Annotated in this window: 16 protein-coding genes; 5 read left to right on the top strand and 11 right to left on the bottom strand. The window is 70.8% G+C overall.

From position 1 onward, the window contains the following. Positions 1-141: 141 nt before the first annotated feature. Both ABZ098_RS40215 and ABZ098_RS40210 read left to right on the top strand, forming a co-directional pair. Positions 142-591, top strand: a complete 450-nt coding sequence (locus tag ABZ098_RS40215) for a PPOX class F420-dependent oxidoreductase (RefSeq protein ID WP_356599153.1) — start codon at positions 142-144, stop codon at positions 589-591. A gap of 684 nt (positions 592-1,275) precedes the next feature. Beyond that, on the top strand, positions 1,276-1,686 hold the full coding sequence (locus ABZ098_RS40210; RefSeq protein ID WP_356599151.1) for a VOC family protein: 411 nt from the start codon (positions 1,276-1,278) through the stop codon (positions 1,684-1,686). Positions 1,687-1,710: 24 nt separating this feature from the next. On the opposite strand, the gene ABZ098_RS40205 is transcribed toward ABZ098_RS40210, so the two are convergent. Both ABZ098_RS40205 and ABZ098_RS40200 read right to left on the bottom strand, forming a co-directional pair. Then, positions 1,711-3,051 (bottom strand): MFS transporter, encoded by a 1,341-nt coding sequence (locus tag ABZ098_RS40205; protein ID WP_356599149.1) that lies wholly within the window; start codon positions 3,049-3,051, stop codon positions 1,711-1,713. Between the two features lie 124 nt (positions 3,052-3,175). Then, positions 3,176-3,841, bottom strand: coding sequence for a TetR/AcrR family transcriptional regulator (locus ABZ098_RS40200; protein WP_356599147.1), 666 nt, complete (start codon positions 3,839-3,841; stop codon positions 3,176-3,178). 129 nt (positions 3,842-3,970) lie between these two features. On the opposite strand from ABZ098_RS40200, the gene ABZ098_RS40195 reads away from it, so the two are divergent. Then, positions 3,971-4,846: a shikimate dehydrogenase gene (locus ABZ098_RS40195; RefSeq protein WP_356599145.1), complete on the top strand. Its 876-nt coding sequence runs from the start codon at positions 3,971-3,973 to the stop codon at positions 4,844-4,846. A 7-nt stretch (positions 4,847-4,853) separates the two neighbouring features. Here the strand turns inward: ABZ098_RS40195 and ABZ098_RS40190 are convergent, their stop codons facing one another. From ABZ098_RS40190 to tkt, 8 genes are all read right to left on the bottom strand, one after another. Continuing rightward, entirely contained in the window at positions 4,854-6,317 is a 1,464-nt protein-coding gene (locus tag ABZ098_RS40190) for a membrane-associated oxidoreductase (protein ID WP_356599143.1), read from the bottom strand. Positions 6,318-6,416: 99 nt separating this feature from the next. Further along, positions 6,417-7,004, bottom strand: a complete 588-nt coding sequence (locus tag ABZ098_RS40185; RefSeq protein ID WP_356599141.1) for a histidine phosphatase family protein — start codon at positions 7,002-7,004, stop codon at positions 6,417-6,419. Between the two features lie 7 nt (positions 7,005-7,011). Beyond that, complete coding sequence (gene gnd, locus ABZ098_RS40180) at positions 7,012-7,890, bottom strand: phosphogluconate dehydrogenase (NAD(+)-dependent, decarboxylating) (protein ID WP_356599139.1); 879 nt, start codon at positions 7,888-7,890, stop codon at positions 7,012-7,014. A 1-nt stretch (position 7,891) separates the two neighbouring features. Beyond that, complete coding sequence (pgi, locus tag ABZ098_RS40175; RefSeq protein WP_356599137.1) at positions 7,892-9,544, bottom strand: glucose-6-phosphate isomerase; 1,653 nt, start codon at positions 9,542-9,544, stop codon at positions 7,892-7,894. Further along, positions 9,537-10,472: a glucose-6-phosphate dehydrogenase assembly protein OpcA gene (gene opcA, locus ABZ098_RS40170; RefSeq protein ID WP_356599135.1), complete on the bottom strand. Its 936-nt coding sequence runs from the start codon at positions 10,470-10,472 to the stop codon at positions 9,537-9,539. Before opcA ends, pgi begins: the two co-directional genes overlap by 8 nt. Then, the gene (zwf, locus tag ABZ098_RS40165) at positions 10,469-12,004 is read right to left on the bottom strand and encodes a glucose-6-phosphate dehydrogenase (RefSeq protein WP_356599133.1); all 1,536 of its coding nucleotides are present in this window, start codon (positions 12,002-12,004) and stop codon (positions 10,469-10,471) included. Before zwf ends, opcA begins: the two co-directional genes overlap by 4 nt. Further along, a complete protein-coding gene (gene tal, locus ABZ098_RS40160; protein ID WP_356599131.1) occupies positions 12,001-13,146 on the bottom strand; it encodes a transaldolase in 1,146 nt (381 codons plus the stop codon). The genes zwf and tal overlap by 4 nt, the downstream gene beginning before the upstream one ends. Positions 13,147-13,165: 19 nt before the next feature. Further along, entirely contained in the window at positions 13,166-15,241 is a 2,076-nt protein-coding gene (tkt, locus tag ABZ098_RS40155) for a transketolase (protein WP_356599129.1), read from the bottom strand. 146 nt (positions 15,242-15,387) lie between these two features. Here tkt and ABZ098_RS40150 point away from each other — a divergent pair, with 146 nt between their 5' ends. Both ABZ098_RS40150 and ABZ098_RS40145 read left to right on the top strand, forming a co-directional pair. Beyond that, complete coding sequence (locus ABZ098_RS40150; protein ID WP_356599127.1) at positions 15,388-16,302, top strand: AraC family transcriptional regulator; 915 nt, start codon at positions 15,388-15,390, stop codon at positions 16,300-16,302. 28 nt (positions 16,303-16,330) lie between these two features. After that, positions 16,331-16,717 (top strand): VOC family protein, encoded by a 387-nt coding sequence (locus ABZ098_RS40145; protein ID WP_356599125.1) that lies wholly within the window; start codon positions 16,331-16,333, stop codon positions 16,715-16,717. 48 nt (positions 16,718-16,765) lie between these two features. On the opposite strand, the gene ABZ098_RS40140 is transcribed toward ABZ098_RS40145, so the two are convergent. Further along, entirely contained in the window at positions 16,766-18,157 is a 1,392-nt protein-coding gene (locus tag ABZ098_RS40140; protein WP_356599123.1) for a glycoside hydrolase family 16 protein, read from the bottom strand. Positions 18,158-18,543: the final 386 nt, after the last annotated feature.

Below are 18,543 nucleotides of genomic sequence, written 5' to 3'. Positions count from 1 at the left end.
TCCGTCGAGGTGTGGACCGACCTACCCGGCCCGGCCCGCCTCAGACATCATCGTCGCTCAGAAAACCGCGACGAGCTGCGGGTCTGCCGGGATCGGGCGGTCGCGGGAATGCCGGGCGCGGCCGGGCCGGTTGATCGTGTCATGACTCAGGACGCGACCCAGGACGCACTGCTCCGGCTGCTCTCCGAGAGCCACGGCGGGGTGCTGGTCACCCTCAAGCGCGACGGCCGGCCCCAGCTCTCGAACGTCACCCACGCCTACTACCCCGACGAGCGGACCATCCGGGTCTCCCTCACGGACGACCGGGCCAAGACCCGCAATCTGCGCCGGGATCCCCGTGCCTCGTACCACGTGACGACGGCGGACCGGTGGGCGTACACGGTCGCCGAGGGCACGGCCGACCTCACGCCCGTGGCGCAGGACCCGCACGACGACACGGTCGAGGAACTCGTCCGCCTGTACCGGGACGTCCAGGGCGAACACCCCGACTGGGACGACTACCGGGCGGCGATGGTCCGGGACCGGCGGCTGGTGCTGCGGCTGCGGGTGGAGCGGGCGTACGGGATCCCCACGGGGACGCTGCGCGGCTGACTGACTGGCCGGCCGCCCGGACCGACCTGGCGCGAGCGCACCGCCCGCACGGGATCGCACGCGACCTGCACGACGGCGCCCAACAACGCCTGGTCGCCCTGAGCAGTACCGGCGGGCGCCGCTCCCCGGGGACCGACCCTCCGGGTGGCACCCCCCCCGACCACGGTCCACGGCGCCGACCGCCACAACCACGCGCCACCGCACGCCGGACGCGGGCACCGGCACATCCGCCGGCCCCGGGGTCGAGGCGCCCCAGCAAGGCGCGCCTGGCCTCCCGCGGTTGTCCGTCTGCCTCGGGCGCTGTGGTCTGCCGGCCTTACGGTCGGAGATGCGCGAGTTCGGCGGGCGGGTGCTGGTCCGTGCGCGTCTGCTCCTCGGCGGCTGTGGTCTGCCGGTATCGCGGACCCGGGGCGTACGAGTACCGCCGGCGCGGGGAACCCGCCCACCCCGACCGCGCCGTCCCGCACCCGTCTATCCTGCCGCGCCGGCGTCCCGCACCCGTCCACCTCGCCGCGCCGGCGCCCGGCACCCCCCGCCGCACCGGCGCCCGGCGCCCGCTCGTCTCCGACCGCACCGGCCACCATGGGCCGTCGGTCCTACGACCCGGGGCGCAGGGCGGATGGCCGATGTGTCGGGGAACGGCGGTCGCCTAGGCTGACCGGCACATCCAGGAAAGAGGACACCATGACCGTCAACGGCCGCAGCCACCTTCGCATCGCCCGTCCCTCCCGGGACCTGGCCGCCGCCGAGCGGTTCTGGGTCGAGGGGCTCGGGCTGGGTGTCGTGTGGCGTGCCGAGGGCGGTCCAGAGCCCGGCGAGCACGACCTCCTGATGCTCGGCCTGCCGGACGCCGGCTGGCACCTGGAGCTCGTCCACGAGCAGGGCCGCCCCGTCGAACCCCGGCCCACCGAGGAGGACCTGTTGGTGATCTACCTCGACGGTCCGGTGCCGCAGGACCTCGTCGCCCGCCTGGAGGCCCACGGCGGCAAGCAGGTGCGGTCGCCGAACCCGTACTGGAACGAGTGGGGTGTCACGGTCGAGGACCCCGACGGGTACCGGCTGGTGCTGTGCACGCGGAGCTGGTCGAACGGGTAGCCGCTCCGAACGGAACGGGCCCGTTCAGGCCGTCACCGTCTCAGGGCGGGACGCCTCCCGTGGCGCACGTGAGCCGAGATCCTGCGTGGGGACCCGGTGGGTCTCGCGGGCCGTCACGGCGGCGATCAGCGGCGGGACGCACAGGGCCGCGGTGAACAGGGCCACCGAGAACCAGTCGCTGCCGTCCGGGCCCGCGATCCGCGCCGCGAAGGTGACCGCGAAACCGGCCACCGCGAACCCGATCTGCGTGCCGATCGCCATGCCCGACAACCGGACCCGGGTGGAGAACATCTCGCCGTAGAAGGACGGCCAGACCCCGTTCGCGGCGCTGTAGACGACACCGAAGGCGACGATGCCGAGCAGCAGCGTCAGCGGGTAGTTGCCCGTGGAGATGGCCCAGAGGTAGAGGAACATCGTCACCGCGCTGCCCGCCGCGCCTATCAGGAAGACCGGGCGCCGGCCGATGCGGTCCGACAGCGTGGCCCACAGGGGGATCGCGGCGAGCGCGACGAGGTTGGCCAGCGCGCCCACCCACAGCATCGAGGAACGGCTCGTCCCGACCGCGTCGCTCGTCGCGTACGCCAGCGCCCACACCGTGAAGATCGTGGAGACCGAGGCGATCAGCGCGCCCCCGATCACCCGCAGCACGTCCGCCCAGTGCTCCCGCAGCAGGACCGCCAGCGGCAGCTTCGGGACGCCCTCGGAGGCGGCCTGCTGCTCGAACGCCGGTGTCTCGTCCAGCTTTCGGCGGATGACGAAGCCGACCACGGCGACCGCCACGCTCAGCCAGAACGGCACGCGCCAGCCCCAGGACAGCAGTTGGTCCTCGGGCAGCGCGGCGACCGGCAGGAAGACCAGGGTGGCGAGCAGTTGCCCGCCCTGGGTGCCGCTGAGCGTGAAGCTCGTGAAGAAACCCCGCCGGTGCGCGGGCGCGTGTTCCAGACTCATGGAGTTGGCGCTGGCCTGCTCGCCGGCCGCCGAGATGCCTTGCAGCACCCGGCACAGCACCAGCAGGACCGGGGCGAGGGTGCCGACCTGGTGGCGGGTGGGCAGACAGCCGATGAGGAAGGTCGACAGGCCCATCAGGATCAGCGTGAAGACCATGATCTTCTTACGGCCGACCCGGTCGCCGAAATGGCCGAGGAAGAGCGCGCCGACCGGCCGGGCCGCGTAGGCGACACCGAACGTGGCCAGCGACAGCAGGGTCGCGGTGGCCGGGTCGGACTCGTCGAAGAACACCTTCGGGAAGATCAGGGCTGCGGCGCTGCCGTAGATGAAGAAGTCGTAGTACTCCAGGGCACTGCCGATCCAGGCGGCGGTGGCGGCCTTTTTCGGTTGCCCGACGGCTTCGGCGGGGACGGACACGGGGTGCTCCTTCGGGGGGACTCCGGGAGCTATCCAGCTAATTAACCCACTGGATAGTTAGTAGCGGTTGCCGAGGATGGTGCGCCCGCGCATACCGGGTGTCAAGGGGGTGGGGAGCGCCGGCTCAGTCGGCTGCGCGGTCCGCCGTCAGATAGGCGATCACCATGTCGCCCAGCATGGCCCGGTAGTGCTCGCGCTGTTCCGGGGCGACGAGGTCGCGGCCGAAGAGCGCGCCGAAGGTGTGCCGGTTGGCCACCCGGAAGAAGCAGAACGAGCTGATCATCGCGTGCAGGTCGACGGCGTCCACGTCGGCCGTGAACAGGCCGGACTCCTGCCCCGAGGCCAGGATGCGGCGGATCACGTCGAGCGCGGGGGAGCCGATCCTGCCGAGCTTCTCGGAGGCGGCGATGTGCTCGGCCCCGTGGATGTTCTCGATGCTGACCAGGCGGATGAAGTCGGGGTGCTGCTCGTGGTGGTCGAAGGTCAGCTCCGCCAGGCGCCGGATCGCCGCGACCGGGTCCAGGTGCTCGACGTCCAGCGTCTGCTCCGCCTCACGGATCACGGTGTACGCCCGCTCCAGCACGGCGGTGAACAACTGCTCCTTGCCGCCGAAGTAGTAGTAGATCATCCGCTTGGTGGTGCGGGTGCGGGCGGCGATCTCGTCCACGCGGGCGCCGTCGTAGCCGGCCCGCGCGAACTCCTGGGTGGCCACGTCGAGGATCTCGGCCTGGGTGCGGGCGGCGTCGCGGATCCGCCCGCCTGGTCGTGCCGGTTCGTCGACGCTGGTCATCGGGTTCCTTCGGGAGAGCGGCCGGTGCCGCAGATTCTAGAAGGCGCGGTCCGGGCCTTCCCCGGCGGCTGTCCGGCTGATATAGCTAACGTACTGGTTCGTACATTACCGCTCGTTCGGGAGGGTCGCGTGGCCAAGGACTCGTTTCTCGTCGGACTGATCGGCGCCGGGATCGGCCCCTCGCTGAGCCCGGCGTTGCACGAGCGGGAGGCGGACCGGCAGGGCCTGCGCTGTGTCTACCGGCTGATCGACATCGACGTGCTCGGGGTGCGCCCCGAGGCGGTCGGCGATCTGCTGCGGGCCGCCCGTGACCTGGGCTTCGACGGGCTGAACATCACCCATCCCTGCAAGCAGCTGGTCATCGGGCACCTGGACGCGCTCAGCCCGCAGGCCGAGGCGCTGGGCGCGGTCAACACCGTGGTCCTCGAGAACGGCCGGGCGACCGGGCACAACACGGACGTCACCGGCTTCGCCGCGTCCTTCGCGCGCGGACTGCCCGACGTGCCCCTGGAGCGGGTCGTGCAACTGGGCGCGGGCGGTGCCGGTGCGGCCGTGGCGCACGCCATGCTCACCCTGGGCGCCGGACGGGTCACCGTCGTCGACGCGCTCGCCGACCGGGCCGCCGACCTCGCCGCCTTGCTGAACCGGCACTTCGGCGAGGGGCGCGCGGCCGCGGCCGGCCCGGAGCGGCTGGCCCCGCTGCTCGCCGACGCCGACGGTCTCGTGCACGCCACTCCCACCGGCATGGCCGCCCACCCCGGCCTGCCCCTCCCGGCCGGCCTGCTCCACCCCGGGCTGTGGGTCGCCGAGGTGGTCTACCGCCCCCTGGAGACGGAACTGCTGCGCACCGCCCGCGCGCTCGGCTGCGCCACGCTCGACGGCGGCGGGATGGCCGTCTTCCAGGCCGCGGACGCGTTCCGGCTGTTCACGGGGCGGGAGCCGGACGCGGCCCGGATGCTCGCGGACATCACGGAACTGACGGGCGCGGTCGGCGCCCCCAAGTAACCCCGGATCACTGGCGGTTGATGGTCCGGGTCACACCGGCGAAGACCGTCGTCGCCAGGATCCAGCCCGCGATGACCAGGGCGTACGACAGCGACTGGTACCAGCCCCGCGGGGCGAAGGCGCCCTCCTGGCCGAAGGAGATCACCGGCAGCAGCAGGTCGAGGGTGTAGAAGACCGGGTCGAAGTGCGGAGCCTCGTCCGCCTTCAGCGGCGGCGGATGGTGCAGGCCGAACGCGATCGAGCCGACGGCCAGCAGGGAGACCAGCCACACGCCCGCGCGCAGCGGGTGGAAGCCGTAGCCGACGGCGGCGTCCTGGACATGGCCCCACAGCCGTCCGTACCAGGGGAGCGTCGCACGGCGGCGGCGCTGCTTGGCGAGCTGGACCAGCCGGGCGGCGTGGTCGTCGCCGATACGGCGGTAGGCGGCCGTCAACTGCTCGTAGGCGTGCGGGACATAGCCCTCCCGGTCGCGCTCCAGCATGGGCAGCCGGCGCTCGGCGGGCTCCTGGGGAGTGAGCGAGGTGTAGACGAGCTTGTTGAACTGCACCTCCTCCGGCACCACTTCGGGCTCCAGGAACAGGTCGTCGATCTGGGCGCGGCGCAGGCTGAGGGTGCCCTGAACGGGTGGCCCCTTGCGCAGCCACAGCTCCCCGATGGTGGAGCTGTTCGCCCGCAGCGCCGCGTCGCCCGGGTTCGACAGATGGGCGTACGAGAAGTCGAGCCGGCCCGCGATCCGGGCGCCCCGCAGGCCGATCCACCCGAAGGTGTGCGACCGGCGCAGATGGACGTCGCCCTCCACGACGAGGGTCTGCGCGTCGAGGACGATGTCGCCGGGGTGGCTGAGCCGGGCGTCGTTGAGGTTGACGGACCCGGCGACGGTGGCGCCGTTGAGACGGACCTCGCCGTGAGCGCGCAGGCCCGGCGCCCACAGGTCGTCGCCGATGCTCATGTGGTTGAGCTGGAGAGCGGGCTCCCCGGCGTCGACCGCGGTGATCTCGGCGCGGTCCATGAACAGCGCCCCGGCGATCTGCGCCCCGCCGAGCCGCACCGGGCCGTTCACCCGGCAGTCCGTCAGCCGGAGCACCGCCTCCACGTGCAGGGTGGCGGCGGTCAGTCCCGGCAGCACGGAATCGCTGAGGTTCAACTGGCGCAGCCGGCAGCCGTACAGCAGCGGTGTGTCCTCGAAGAAGCAGTGGCTGAGACGCACGGCGTGGTCGACGGTGCCGTACTGGAGGCCCAGCACACCGGTGATCCGGGCGCCCGCGAGCTTGAGCGCGGGTATCTCCCCGTCCTCCTGCGGCCCGTTGAGCATCAGGGCCCGCAACACGGAGGCCCGCACGGTGCGTTCGGCGCCCCACTCGGCGCCGCCCGACACGTCCTCGTCCTCCGCCGCCCGGAAGTCCACGGCCTCCCCCTTCGGGAAGGCACGCCACACCCGCAGTTCGGCCGGGGTCAGGTTGTCGATCTCCATCAGCGGTGACTCTCCAACGCACACGCCACGGTGTCAACAGGCCCCCGAACGGCGACGGCCCGGGAGCCTGTGCTCCCGGGCCGTGGCACAACCGCCGTGCTACACCCTGGTGTTCCACTCCGCGATCACCGGTCGGTCGTGTTCCGTCGACAGCCGGCTCACCGTGCCGGTCGCGAGCTGGAACAGCCGGCCGTCCGCCGGGGCGAGGCCCAGCCGACGGGCCGTCAGGACCCGCAGGAAGTGGGCGTGGGCCACCAGGACCACATCGCCGTCGGGGAGGGCGGTGTCGACGCGGGCGAGGACCCGGTCGGCCCGGCGGCCGATCTCCTCGGGTGACTCGCCGGGGTGTCCCTCCGCGCCGGGCGGGACCCCGTCGGTCCACAGGTCCCAGTCGGGGCGGGTGCGGTGGATGTCGACGGTGGTGACGCCCTCGTAGGCTCCGTAGTCCCACTCGTGGAGGTCGGGGTCGGTCGAGGCCCCGGTGATGCCCGCCAGTTCGGCGGTGCGTATCGCGCGGCCCAGTTCACTGGTGAGCGCGAGCGAGAAGGTCCGGTCCGAGAGGAGCGGAGCGAGGGACTTGGCCTGTTCCTCGCCGTGCTGGGTGAGGGGCAGGTCGGTCCAGCTGGTGTGCCGGCCCGACACGCTCCACTCCGTCTCGCCGTGGCGGACCAGCAGAAGATCCCCCACGGCGCGCCTACTTCTTCGACTCGACGGCGTGCCCGCCGAACTGGTTGCGCAGCGCCGCGACCATCTTCATCTGCGGGGAGTCGTCCTGCCGGGACGCGAACCGCGCGAACAGCGAGGCGGTGATCGTGGGCAGCGGCACCGCGTTGTCCACGGCCGCCTCCACCGTCCAGCGGCCCTCGCCGGAGTCCTCCGCGTAGCCCCTGAGCTTGTCCAGGTGCTCGTCCTCGTCGAGGGCGTTGACCGCGAGGTCCAGCAGCCAGGACCGGATGACGGTCCCCTCCTGCCAGGAGCGGAACACCTCCCGCACGCTGTCCACCGACTCGACCTTCTCAAGCAGCTCCCAGCCCTCGGCGTACGCCTGCATCATGGCGTACTCGATGCCGTTGTGGACCATCTTGGAGAAGTGCCCGGCGCCCACCTTGCCCGCGTGGACGTAGCCGTACGGCCCCTCGGGCTTGAGCGCGTCGAAGATCGGCTGGAGCCGGTCCACGTGCTCCTTGTCGCCGCCGACCATGAGGGCGTAGCCGTTCTTCAGGCCCCACACACCGCCGGAGACACCGGCGTCGACGAAGCCGATGCCCTTGGCGCCGAGCTCCTCGGCGTGCTTCTCGTCGTCCGTCCAGCGGGAGTTGCCGCCGTCGACCACGGTGTCACCGGGGGACAGGAGCTCGCCGAGCTCGTCCACGACGGACTGGGTGGCGGCGCCGGCCGGCACCATCACCCACACGGTGCGCGGCGCTTCGAGCTTGTCGACCAGTTCGGCGAGGCTCGCCACGTCGGAGACCTCGGGGTTGCGGTCGTAGCCGATGACGGTGTGGCCGGCGCGGCGGATGCGCTCGCGCATGTTGCCGCCCATCTTGCCCAGGCCGATGAGTCCCAACTGCATATCAGTGCACTTCCTTCAGTTCACGGTAGGCGGCCACGAGGGCGGTGGTGGAGGAGTCGAGACCGGGGACGTCGGCGCCCTCGGTCAGGGCGGGCTCGACGCGCTTGGCGAGGACCTTGCCGAGTTCGACGCCCCACTGGTCGAAGGAGTCGATGTTCCAGACCGCGCCCTGGACGAACACCTTGTGCTCGTAGAGGGCGATGAGCTGACCGAGGACCGAGGGGGTCAGCGCGCGCGCCAGGATGGTGGTGGTGGGGTGGTTGCCCTGGAAGGTGCGGTGCGCCACCTGCTCCTCGGCCACGCCCTCCGCGCGCACCTCCTCGGCGGTCTTGCCGAAGGCGAGCGCCTGCCCCTGGGCGAACAGGTTGGCCATCAACAGGTCGTGCTGCGCCTTCAGTTCGTCGCTGAGCTCGTCCACCGGACGGGCGAAGCCGATGAGGTCGGCCGGGATGAGCTTGGTGCCCTGGTGGATCAACTGGTAGTAGGCGTGCTGCCCGTTGGTGCCGGGCGTGCCCCACACCACAGGCCCGGTCTGCCACTCCACCGGACGCCCGTCGCGCTGCACCGACTTGCCGTTGGACTCCATGTCCAGCTGCTGGAGGTAGGCGGTGAACTTCGACAGGTAGTGGGAGTACGGCAGGACCGCGTGCGACTGGGCGTCGTGGAAGTTGCCGTACCAGATGCCCAACAGGCCCAGGATGAGCGGGGCGTTGGCCTCGGCGGGGGCGTTCTGGAAGTGCTCGTCGACGATCCGGAAGCCGTCGAGCATCTCCCGGAACCGGTCCGGGCCGATGGCGATCATCAGGGAGAGGCCGATGGCCGAGTCGTAGGAGTAGCGGCCGCCGACCCAGTCCCAGAACTCGAACATGTTGTCCGGGTCGATGCCGAAGTCCGTGACCTTCTCGGCGTTCGTCGACAGGGCGACGAAGTGCTTGGCGACGGCCTTGTCGTCGTGGAGTCCGGCCGGACCGTCGAGCAGCCAGGTGCGGGCCGAGGTGGCGTTCGTGATCGTCTCGATCGTGGTGAACGTCTTGGACGCGACGATGAAGAGGGTCTCCGCCGGGTCCAGGTCGCGGACCGCCTCGTGCAGGTCGGCGCCGTCCACGTTGGACACGAAACGGAAGGTCAACTCCCGTGCCGTGTAGGCCCGCAGGGCCTCGTACGCCATCGCGGGACCGAGGTCGGAGCCGCCGATGCCGATGTTGACGACGTTCCTGATGCGCTTGCCGGTGTGGCCGGTCCACTCGCCGGAGCGGACCCGGCTGGCGAAGTCGCTCATCTTGTCGAGCACGGCGTGCACGCGGGGCACCACGTTCTCGCCGTCGACCTCGACCACCGCGTCGCGCGGGGCGCGCAGGGCGGTGTGCAGCACGGCCCGGTCCTCGGTGAGGTTGATGCGCTCGCCGCGGAACATGGCGTCGCGGAGCCCGAACACGTCGGTGGCGGCGGCCAGTTCCTGGAGCAGGGCCAGGGTCTCGTCGGTGATCAGGTGCTTGGAGTAGTCGATGCGCAGATCGCCCACGCGCACGACGTACCGCTCCGCGCGCCCGGGGTCGTCGGCGAACAGCTCACGCAGATGCGCGCGCTGCTCGGCACGGTGGTCCTCCAGGGCCGTCCACTCGGGGCGACGCGTGAGCAGAGGGGAGTCAGACATGAGCAGGCGTCTCCTTGGTGCCCTCGCCCCGCAGGGCGACGGCGTACATCTCGTCGGCGTCGAGGCGGCGGAGCTCCTCGGCGATGAGTTCGGAGGTGGAGCGGACCTTCAGGGCGAGGGTGCGGGAGGGCTGGCCCGGCAGGGACAGCGTGGCCAGCGGGCCCTCGGGGCGGTCGATGACGATCTCGCCGTTCGCGGTGCCGAGGCGGACGGCCGTGACGACCGGCCCCGCGGTGACCACGCGGTCGATCTTCACCTTCAGCCGCGCCTCCAGCCAGCGGGCGAGCAGTTCGGCGGCCGGGTTGTCGGCCTCGGCCTCCACGGCCCCTGAGATGATCTCCGCGCGGGCCTGGTCCAGGGCGGCGGCCAGCATCGAGCGCCACGGGGTGAGTCGGGTCCACGCGAGGTCGGTGTCGCCCGGCGCGTAGGTGCGGACCCGGGCGGCCAGGACGTCGAGGGGGTTCTCCACCGCGTACAGGTCGGTGATCCGGCGCTGGGCCAGCGCGCCCAGCGGGTCCTTCGCGGGGTTCTCCGGCGCTTCCACCGGCCACCACACGACGACCGGGGCGTCGGGCAGCAGCAGCGGCAGCACGACGGAGTCGGCGTGGTCGGACACCTCGCCGTAGGTCCGCAGGATGACCGTCTCGCCGGTGCCGGCGTCGGCGCCCACCCGGACCTCGGCGTCGAGGTGCGAGTTGGTGCGGTCGCGCGGGGTGCGGGCGTGCCGCTTGATGACGACCAGGGTGCGCGAGGGGTGCTCGTGCGAGGCCTCCTCGGCCGCCTTGATCGCGTCGTAGGCGTTCTCCTCGTCCGTGACGATCACCATCGTCAGGACCATGCCCACCGCGGGGGTTCCGATGGCGCGGCGACCCTGCACCAGCGCCTTGTTGATCTTGCTTGCCGTGGTGTCGGTCAGGTCGATCTTCATGGCCTGCGCCAGCTCCGTCCGTCTCGTGCGAGCATCTCGTCGGCTTCCTCGGGTCCCCAGGTACCCGACGCGTACTGCGCCGGACGGCCGTGGCTCGCCCAGTGCTCCTCGATCGGGTCGAGGATCTTCCAGGACTCTTCCACTTCCTGGTGACGCGGGAACAGGTTGGCGTCCCCGAGGAGGACGTCCAGGATGAGCCGCTCGTACGCCTCCGGGCTGGACTCGGTGAACGACTCGCCGTAGGCGAAGTCCATCGTCACGTCCCGGATCTCCATCGAGGTGCCCGGCACCTTGGAGCCGAACCGGACCGTCATGCCCTCGTCCGGCTGGACGCGGATGACGATCGCGTTCTTGCCGAGCTCCTCGGTCGCGTTGTGGTCGAAGGGGGAGTGCGGGGCGGTCTGGAAGACGACCGCGATCTCGGTGACACGACGGCCGAGGCGCTTGCCGGTCCTCAGGTAGAACGGCACGCCGGCCCAGCGACGGTTGTCGACGTTCAGCTTGATGGCCGCGAACGTGTCCGTCGTGGAGGCGGGGTCGATGCCCTCCTCCTCCAGATAGCCGAGCACCTTCTCGCCGCCCTGCCAGGCGCCCGCGTACTGCCCGCGCACGGCGTGCTTGCCGATGTCCTCCGGCAGCTTCACGGCCCTGAGGACCTTCAGCTTCTCGGTGAGCAGCGACTCGGCGTCGAAGGCGGCCGGCTCCTCCATGGCGGTGAGCGCCATCAGCTGGAGCAGGTGGTTCTGGATGACGTCACGGGCGGCGCCGATGCCGTCGTAGTAGCCGGCCCGGCCGCCGATGCCGATGTCCTCGGCCATCGTGATCTGCACGTGGTCGACGAACGACCGGTTCCAGATCGGCTCGTACATCTGGTTGGCGAAGCGCAGCGCCAGGATGTTCTGGACGGTCTCCTTGCCCAGGTAGTGGTCGATCCGGAAGACCTGGTCCGGCTCGAACACGTCGTGCACGAGGGCGTTGAGCTCGCGGGCGCTCTTCAGGTCACGGCCGAACGGCTTCTCGATGACCGCCCGCCGCCAGGACCCCTCGGGGGCGTTCGCGAGGCCGTGCTTCTTGAGCTGCTGGACGACCTTCGGGAAGAACTTCGGCGGCACGGAGAGGTAGAAGGCGTAGTTGCCGCTGGTGCCGCGCGCCTTGTCCAGGTCCTCGACGGTCTGCTTCAGCTGCTTGAACGCCGTGTCGTCGTCGAAGTCGCCCGGGATGAACCGCATCCCCTCGGCGAGCTGCTGCCAGACCTCCTCACGGAACTCGGTGCGCGCGTGCTCGCGCACGGAGTCGTGCACGATCTGCGCGAAGTCCTCGTCCTCCCAGTCCCGGCGGGCGAACCCGACGAGCGAGAAGCCCGGCGGGAGCATGCCGCGGTTGGCGAGGTCGTAGACGGCCGGCATCAGCTTCTTGCGGGACAGGTCGCCGGTGACACCGAAGATGACGAGCCCGGACGGTCCGGCGATCCGGGGCAGACGCCGGTCGCGCTCGTCGCGCAGGGGGTTCTCCCAGTCGGCGGTGATGGTCATTCCGCGTCAACTCCCTTGCTGTTCAGCGACTTCGTGACGGCGTCCAGCAGCTCCTGCCAGGCCGCCTCGAACTTGGCGACGCCCTCGTCCTCCAACTGGCGCACGACCTCGTCGTAAGAGATCCCCAGCGCCTGAACGGCGGCCAGGTCGGCGCGGGCCTGCGCGTAGCCGCCGGTCACCGTGTCTCCGGTGATGTCGCCGTGGTCGGCGGTGGCGTTCAGGGTGGCCTCGGGCATGGTGTTGACCGTGCCGGGCGCGACCAGGTCGTCGACGTAGAGGGTGTCCTTGTAGGACGGGTCCTTCACACCGGTCGAGGCCCACAGCGGGCGCTGCCTGTTGGCGCGGGCGCCGCCGAGGGAGTTCCAGCGAGCCGAGGAGAAGACCTCCTCGTACGCCTCGTAGGCGAGCCGCGCGTTGGCGAGCGCCGCCCGGCCCTTGAGCGCCAGGGCCCGGTCCGTGCCGAGGACCGTGAGCCGCTTGTCGATCTCGGAGTCGACCCGGGAGACGAAGAAGGAGGCGACGGACTGGATCGTGGAGAGGTCGAGGCCCTTCTCGGCTGCCTTCTCCAGACCGGCGAGGTAGGCGTCCATGACCTCGCGGTAGCGCTCCAGGGAGAAGATCAGCGTGACGTTGACGCTGATCCCGAGGCCGATGACCTCGGTGATCGCGGGGATGCCGGCCTTCGTCGCCGGGATCTTGATCATGACGTTCGGGCGGTCCACCAGCCAGGCGAGCTGCTTGGCCTCCGCGATCGTCGCCCGGGTGTCGTGGGCCAGGCGCGGGTCGACCTCGATGGAGACCCGGCCGTCCCGGCCGCCGGTGGCGTCGTACACCGGACGCAGCACGTCCGCGGCGGCGCGGACATCCGCCGTCGTCATCATCCGTACGGCCTCGTCGACCGTCACACCGCGCGTGGCGAGGTCGGTCAGTTGCTCCTCGTAGCCCGCTCCGGAGCCGATGGCGGCCTGGAAGATGGACGGGTTGGTGGTGACGCCGACGACGTGCTTGGTGGCGACGAGTTCGGCCAGGTTCCCCGACTCGATCCGCTTGCGTGACAGGTCGTCCAGCCAGATGGAGACGCCCTCGTCGGCCAGGCGCTTGAGTGCTCCCGCGGTCGCGGTCGCTTCGGTCACAGTGATCATCTTCTTTCTGGCGGTCGGATCAACCACGCGCGGCGGCCAGGGATTCCCTGACTGCGGCGACGACGTTCTCGGGGGTGAAGCCGTACTCGGTGAACAGGGTCTTCGCGTCGGCGGAGGCGCCGAAGTGTTCGAGGGAGACGATGCGTCCTGCGTCACCTGTGAAGCGGTACCACGTGAGACCGATACCGGCCTCGATTGCGACGCGGGCTCGCACGGACGGCGGAAGGACGCTGTCCCGGTACTCCCGCGGCTGCTCCTCGAACCACTCCACGGACGGCATCGACACCACCCGGGTGCCGATCCCCTCCGCCTCCAGCTGCTCCCGCGCGGCGACGGCGAGCTGGACCTCGGAGCCGGTGGCGATGAGGACGACGTCGGGGGTCTCCTTGGAGGAGTCCCGGAGCACGTACCCGCCCTTGGCCGCGTCCGGGTTCGGGGCGTACGTCGGTACACCCTGGCGGGTGAGCGCGAGGCCGTGCGGGGCCGGGTTCGTGGCGTGCCGCTTGAGGATCTCGGCCCAGGCGATCGCGGTCTCGTTGGCGTCGGCCGGGCGCACGACGTTCAGGCCCGGGATGGCGCGCAGCGAGGCCAGGTGCTCGACCGGCTGGTGGGTCGGGCCGTCCTCGCCGAGGCCGATGGAGTCGTGCGTCCAGACGTAGGTGACCGGGAGCTGCATCAGCGCGGACAGGCGCACGGCGTTGCGCATGTAGTCGGAGAACACCAGGAAGGTGCCGCCGTAGATCCGCGTGTTGCCGTGCAGCGCGATGCCGTTCATCTCGGCGGCCATCGAGTGCTCGCGGATCCCGAAGTGGACGGTTCGGCCGTACGGGTCTGCCTCCGGCAGCGCGTTGCCCTTCGGCAGGAAGGAGCTGGTCTTGTCGATGGTGGTGTTGTTCGAGCCGGCGAGGTCGGCGGAACCGCCCCACAGCTCGGGAAGCACCGGGCCCAGCGCCTGGAGCACCTTGCCGGAGGCGGCGCGGGTGGCCACGGACGTGCCCTCCTCGAAGACCGGGATCGCGTCCTCCCAGCCCTCGGGGAGCTGACCGGCGACGACCCGGTCGAAGAGCTCGGCCCGCTCGGGCTGCTCACCGCGCCACGCGGAGATCTGCTTGTCCCAGGCGGCGTGCGCCTCGGCGCCCCGGTCCAGGGCCAGGCGGGTGTGGGCGAGTACCTCGTCGTCGACCTGGAAACTGCGCTCCGGGTCGAAACCGAGGACGCGCTTGGTGGCGGCGACCTCGTCGGCGCCGAGCGCGGAACCGTGCGCGGCCTCCGTGTTCTGCGCGTTCGGGGCCGGCCAGGCGATGATCGTGCGCATCGCGATGATCGAGGGCCGGTCGGTCTGCGCCTGCGCCGCCTTCAGGGCCGCGTACAGGGCGTGGACGTCGATGTCGCCGTCGGCGCCGGGCTCGATGCGCTGGGTGTGCCAGCCGTAGGCCTCGTAGCGCTTCAGCACGTCCTCGGAGAACGCGGTGGCGGTGTCGCCCTCGATGGAGATGTGGTTGTCGTCGTAGACGAAGACCAGGTTGCCGAGCTTCTGGTGGCCGGCGAGGGAGGAGGCCTCGGCGGAGATGCCCTCCTCCAGGTCGCCGTCGGAGACGATCGCCCAGACGGTGTGGTCGAAGGGGGACTCGCCCTCGGGGGCCTCGGGGTCGAAGAGCCCGCGCTCGTACCGGGCGGCCATCGCCATGCCGACGGCGTTGGCGACACCCTGGCCGAGCGGCCCGGTCGTGGTCTCGACGCCGGCGGTGTGCCCGTACTCGGGGTGACCGGGCGTCTTGGAGCCGTGGGTGCGGAAGGCCTTGAGGTCGTCCAGCTCCAGCTCGTAGCCGGAGAGGTAGAGCTGGGTGTAGAGCGTCAGCGAGGTGTGCCCGGGCGAGAGGACGAAGCGGTCACGGCCGGTCCACTCGGGGTCGGCCGGATCGTGACGCATCACCTTCTGAAAGATCGTGTACGCCGCGGGAGCCAGGGCCATCGCGGTGCCCGGGTGCCCGTTGCCGACCTGCTGCACGGCATCCGCCGCCAAGAGGCGGGCGGTGTCGACGGCACGCCGGTCGAGTTCGGTCCATTCGAAGCTGTCCGGTGTCTGCGTGCTCATCTTCAAGAAGTCCTCGATCGGAGCGGGAAAGCTGGCCTGACGTGTTCAAACTTAAAAGTCTGACTTTTACGGGGGAAGGTCGCGGTGTGCCAGCCTGTGGTGAAAGTGGGACACGGAACGCTCCAGGCAGGCGGCACGAGCAGGACATGGCGGACAGAACACCCCAAGGCTCCATCCAAGGTGGAGACGGTGACGGCACAGTGGACGGGATCAGAACGTTCCCCTTCCCCAGCGAGCTGAGTGTGTGCGGAGTCGGCATGCAGGTCGGCCCCATGGGAGCCGACCGCACCTGGCACGCGGATGCCCCGTTGGAGCGCGTGCACCGCATCGACTTCCATGTCGTGATGCTCTTCGACGGCGGCCCCGTGCGCCACATGATCGACTTCGCCGAGTACGAGGCCTCGGCGGGCGACCTGTTGTGGATCCGCCCGGGCCAGGTCCACCGCTTCTCACCGACGAGCGAGTACCGCGGAACCGTCCTGACCATGCAGCCGGGCTTCCTGCCGCGGGCGACGGTGGAGGCGACGGGGCTCTACCGCTACGACCTACCGCCGCTGCTGCGGCCCTCCGACGCCCAGTTGGCGGGCCTGAAGGCCTCGCTGGCCCTGCTGCGGCGGGAGTACGAGGACACCTCGACCCTGCCGCTGAGCCTGCACACCTCGGTGCTGCGGCACTCGTTGACGGCGTTCCTGCTGCGGTTGGCCCACCTCGCGGCGAGTTCGGCGGAGGCCGGGCGGCGGGCCGAGTCGACGTTCACCCTGTTCCGGGACGCGGTGGAGAAGGGCTTCGCCACGAACCACAGTGTCAGCGCCTACGCCGACGCGCTGGGCTACTCCCGCCGGACCCTGGTGCGTGCGGTGCGCGCCGCCACGGGGGAGACACCCAAGGGGTTCATCGACAAGCGGGTCGTGCTGGAGGCGAAGCGGCTGCTGGCCCACACCGACATGCCGATCGGGCGGGTGGGGGCGGCGGTGGGGTTCCCCGACGCGGCGAACTTCTCCAAGTTCTTCCATCAGCACACCGACATGACGCCGGCCGCGTTCCGCGCGGACCTTCGATAGGCGTGGACCTTCGACAGGAGGGGACCGAATGGCCCGACTGCGAGACATCGTCTTCGACTGTGCGCACCCCGCCGCCACGGCCCGGTTCTGGGCGGCCGCGCTGGACGGCTACGCCGTCGCTCCTTATGACGACGAGGAGTTGGCCCGGCTGAGGGCACTCGGGATCACGGACGTCGAGGACGACCCGACCGTGCTCGTCGAGTCCTCGATGGGCGGTCCCCGGCTGTTCTTCCAACGCGTGCCCGAGGGGAAGAGCGGCAAGAACCGGGTGCATCCGGATCTGCGCGCCGCCGACCCGGAGGCGGAGACCGAGCGGCTGACCGGGCTCGGTGCGACGGTCGTGGCCCGGTACGCGGACCATGTCCTGCTGGCCGACCCCGAGGGCAACGAGTTCTGTCTGTTCGGCGGGACGTGATGCCCCGCGAGGCGTGACGGCCCTCGCGAGGCATCCCGAACGGCCCGGTCAGCGACCGAAGGTGAACCAGTTCACGTTCACGAAGTCGGCCGGCTGGCCGCTGGTGAAGGTCAGATAGACGTTGTGGGTGCCGGTGACGCCGCTGATGTTCGCCGGGACCGTTCTCCAGGACTGCCAGCCACCGGTGTTGGCGAGGGCGAAGCTGCCGATCGGTGTGGCGGTACGACTGTCCAGGCGCACCTCGACCAGACCGCTGACCCCGCCGGCCGCGCCGCTCGCCACCCGGGCGACGAACTGGGTCGCGGGCGTGGAGCCGAAGTTGACGTTCTGGTAGAGCGCCCAGTCGCCGTTGGCCAGGGAGGCGATGTTCTGGCCGCCGCCGGTGTCGGTCGTGGTCTCGGTACCGACACCGCTCTGGCTGTTGTAGGACTCCGCCTGGACGGTGCTGTAGGCGTCGACACCACCACCCGTGGGCGGCGGCGTGGTACCGCCGCCCCCACCCGCCGACAGCACCTGGACGTAGTCGACGACCATGGGCACGCCGGACCGGGTGCCGGAGTCCAGGCCGCCGCCGAACGCGTCCGGGAACGCGCCGCCCATCGCCACGTTGAGGATGATGAAGAACCCGTGGTTGGTGGCGTTGGCCCAGGTCGTCGCGTCGACCTGGCTCGCGTTGACCGAGTGGAACTGGGTGCCGTCGACGAAGAAGCGGATCGTCTCGGGGCTCACCGAGCGGTCCCACTCCATGGTGTAGGTGTGGAACGCCGACTGGCAGGTCGCGCCCGGACAGGCGACGTTGTTGCCGATGCCCGTCGTCTCGTTGCACGGGCCACCGGGGTTGGTGCCGCAGTGCATGGTGGCCCAGACGCGGTTCATGCCCTGGACGTTCTCCATGATGTCCAGCTCGCCGACGCCCGGCCAGTTCTGGTAGTTGCCGCGGTAGGGCGCGCCCAGCATCCAGAAGGCGGGCCAGTAGCCCTCGGCCGCGGTGCCGGTGACGTTGGGCATCTGGATGCGGGCCTCGACGCGGAGCTTGCCGCCGGACGGGGGCTGGAAGTCGGTGCGGTTGGTCTCGATGCGGCCCGAGGTCCAGTTCCCTGCCGCGTCGCGCAGCGGGGTGATGCGCAGGTTGCCGTTGCCGTCCAGGGCGACGTTGCTCGTGCTGTTGGTCATCCTCTCGACCTCGCCGGTGCCCCAGTTGGCGGGGCCGCCCGGGTAGGAAGTACCGGTCGCGTACTGCCAGTTGGAGGTGTTGACGCCGGTTCCGGCAGTCCCGTTGAAGTCGTCGAGGAAGACCTGCGACCAGCCCGTGGGGGGCGTGGGGGCGGAGGCGTCGGCGGGGAGGGTGGCGGCCGTGGCGAGGGCGGCGGCCAGACCGAGCGTGCTCAGCACGGCGACGAGAGCGCGTCGCCGTCTGGGTATGCCGGAGGTTTCACTCATGGGGGGCCTCTCGGGTACGGGGTGGGGGTGCGGGTGCGGTTGCTCTTCGAGCACGCTCTGAGAGCGCTCTCAGAGTGCGCCCAATGTGCTCTCGGCCACCCCGGTCGTCAAGAGGTGAAACAGTGAAAGTCGCTGAGCCGCAGGTGAGTTCACCCCGTGAATCCGACGTACGGTGCCGCGATGCGGGTGTCCGGGCCGGTCTCCCTTCTGAGGCTGACCCGGTCGACGTCTGGGGGCGGGCCGGGGTTCAGGGTTCCGGGTGGGGCGGCGTCGCGGTCGGGTGCCCCACCCGGGGGACCCGCGTCCGCGATGTGTTGTCGAACTTCCTTGCTGAGGTGCCTTGTTCGGCGATAGGGGTCGGGTCGCTCCTGGTAGGGAGATGGCTC

It is taken from the genome of Streptomyces sp. NPDC006335 (assembly GCF_040612795.1).
Lineage (GTDB): Bacteria > Actinomycetota > Actinomycetes > Streptomycetales > Streptomycetaceae > Streptomyces.
The sequence above is the reverse complement of the archived record's forward strand: the minus strand, read 5'-3'. Positions and strand labels throughout refer to the sequence as shown.

Coding starts and splice junctions, on each gene's coding strand:
- ABZ098_RS40215 (WP_356599153.1), top strand. CDS start 142: ATGACTCAGGACGCGACCCAGGACGCACTGCTCCGGCTGCTCTCCGAG.
- ABZ098_RS40210 (WP_356599151.1), top strand. CDS start 1,276: ATGACCGTCAACGGCCGCAGCCACCTTCGCATCGCCCGTCCCTCCCGG.
- ABZ098_RS40200 (WP_356599147.1), bottom strand. CDS start 3,841: ATGACCAGCGTCGACGAACCGGCACGACCAGGCGGGCGGATCCGCGAC.
- ABZ098_RS40190 (WP_356599143.1), bottom strand. CDS start 6,317: ATGGAGATCGACAACCTGACCCCGGCCGAACTGCGGGTGTGGCGTGCC.
- gnd (WP_356599139.1), bottom strand. CDS start 7,890: ATGCAGTTGGGACTCATCGGCCTGGGCAAGATGGGCGGCAACATGCGC.
- pgi (WP_356599137.1), bottom strand. CDS start 9,544: ATGTCTGACTCCCCTCTGCTCACGCGTCGCCCCGAGTGGACGGCCCTG.
- opcA (WP_356599135.1), bottom strand. CDS start 10,472: ATGAAGATCGACCTGACCGACACCACGGCAAGCAAGATCAACAAGGCG.
- zwf (WP_356599133.1), bottom strand. CDS start 12,004: ATGACCATCACCGCCGACTGGGAGAACCCCCTGCGCGACGAGCGCGAC.
- tal (WP_356599131.1), bottom strand. CDS start 13,146: ATGATCACTGTGACCGAAGCGACCGCGACCGCGGGAGCACTCAAGCGC.
- tkt (WP_356599129.1), bottom strand. CDS start 15,241: ATGAGCACGCAGACACCGGACAGCTTCGAATGGACCGAACTCGACCGG.
- ABZ098_RS40150 (WP_356599127.1), top strand. CDS start 15,388: ATGGCGGACAGAACACCCCAAGGCTCCATCCAAGGTGGAGACGGTGAC.
- ABZ098_RS40145 (WP_356599125.1), top strand. CDS start 16,331: ATGGCCCGACTGCGAGACATCGTCTTCGACTGTGCGCACCCCGCCGCC.
- ABZ098_RS40140 (WP_356599123.1), bottom strand. CDS start 18,157: ATGAGTGAAACCTCCGGCATACCCAGACGGCGACGCGCTCTCGTCGCC.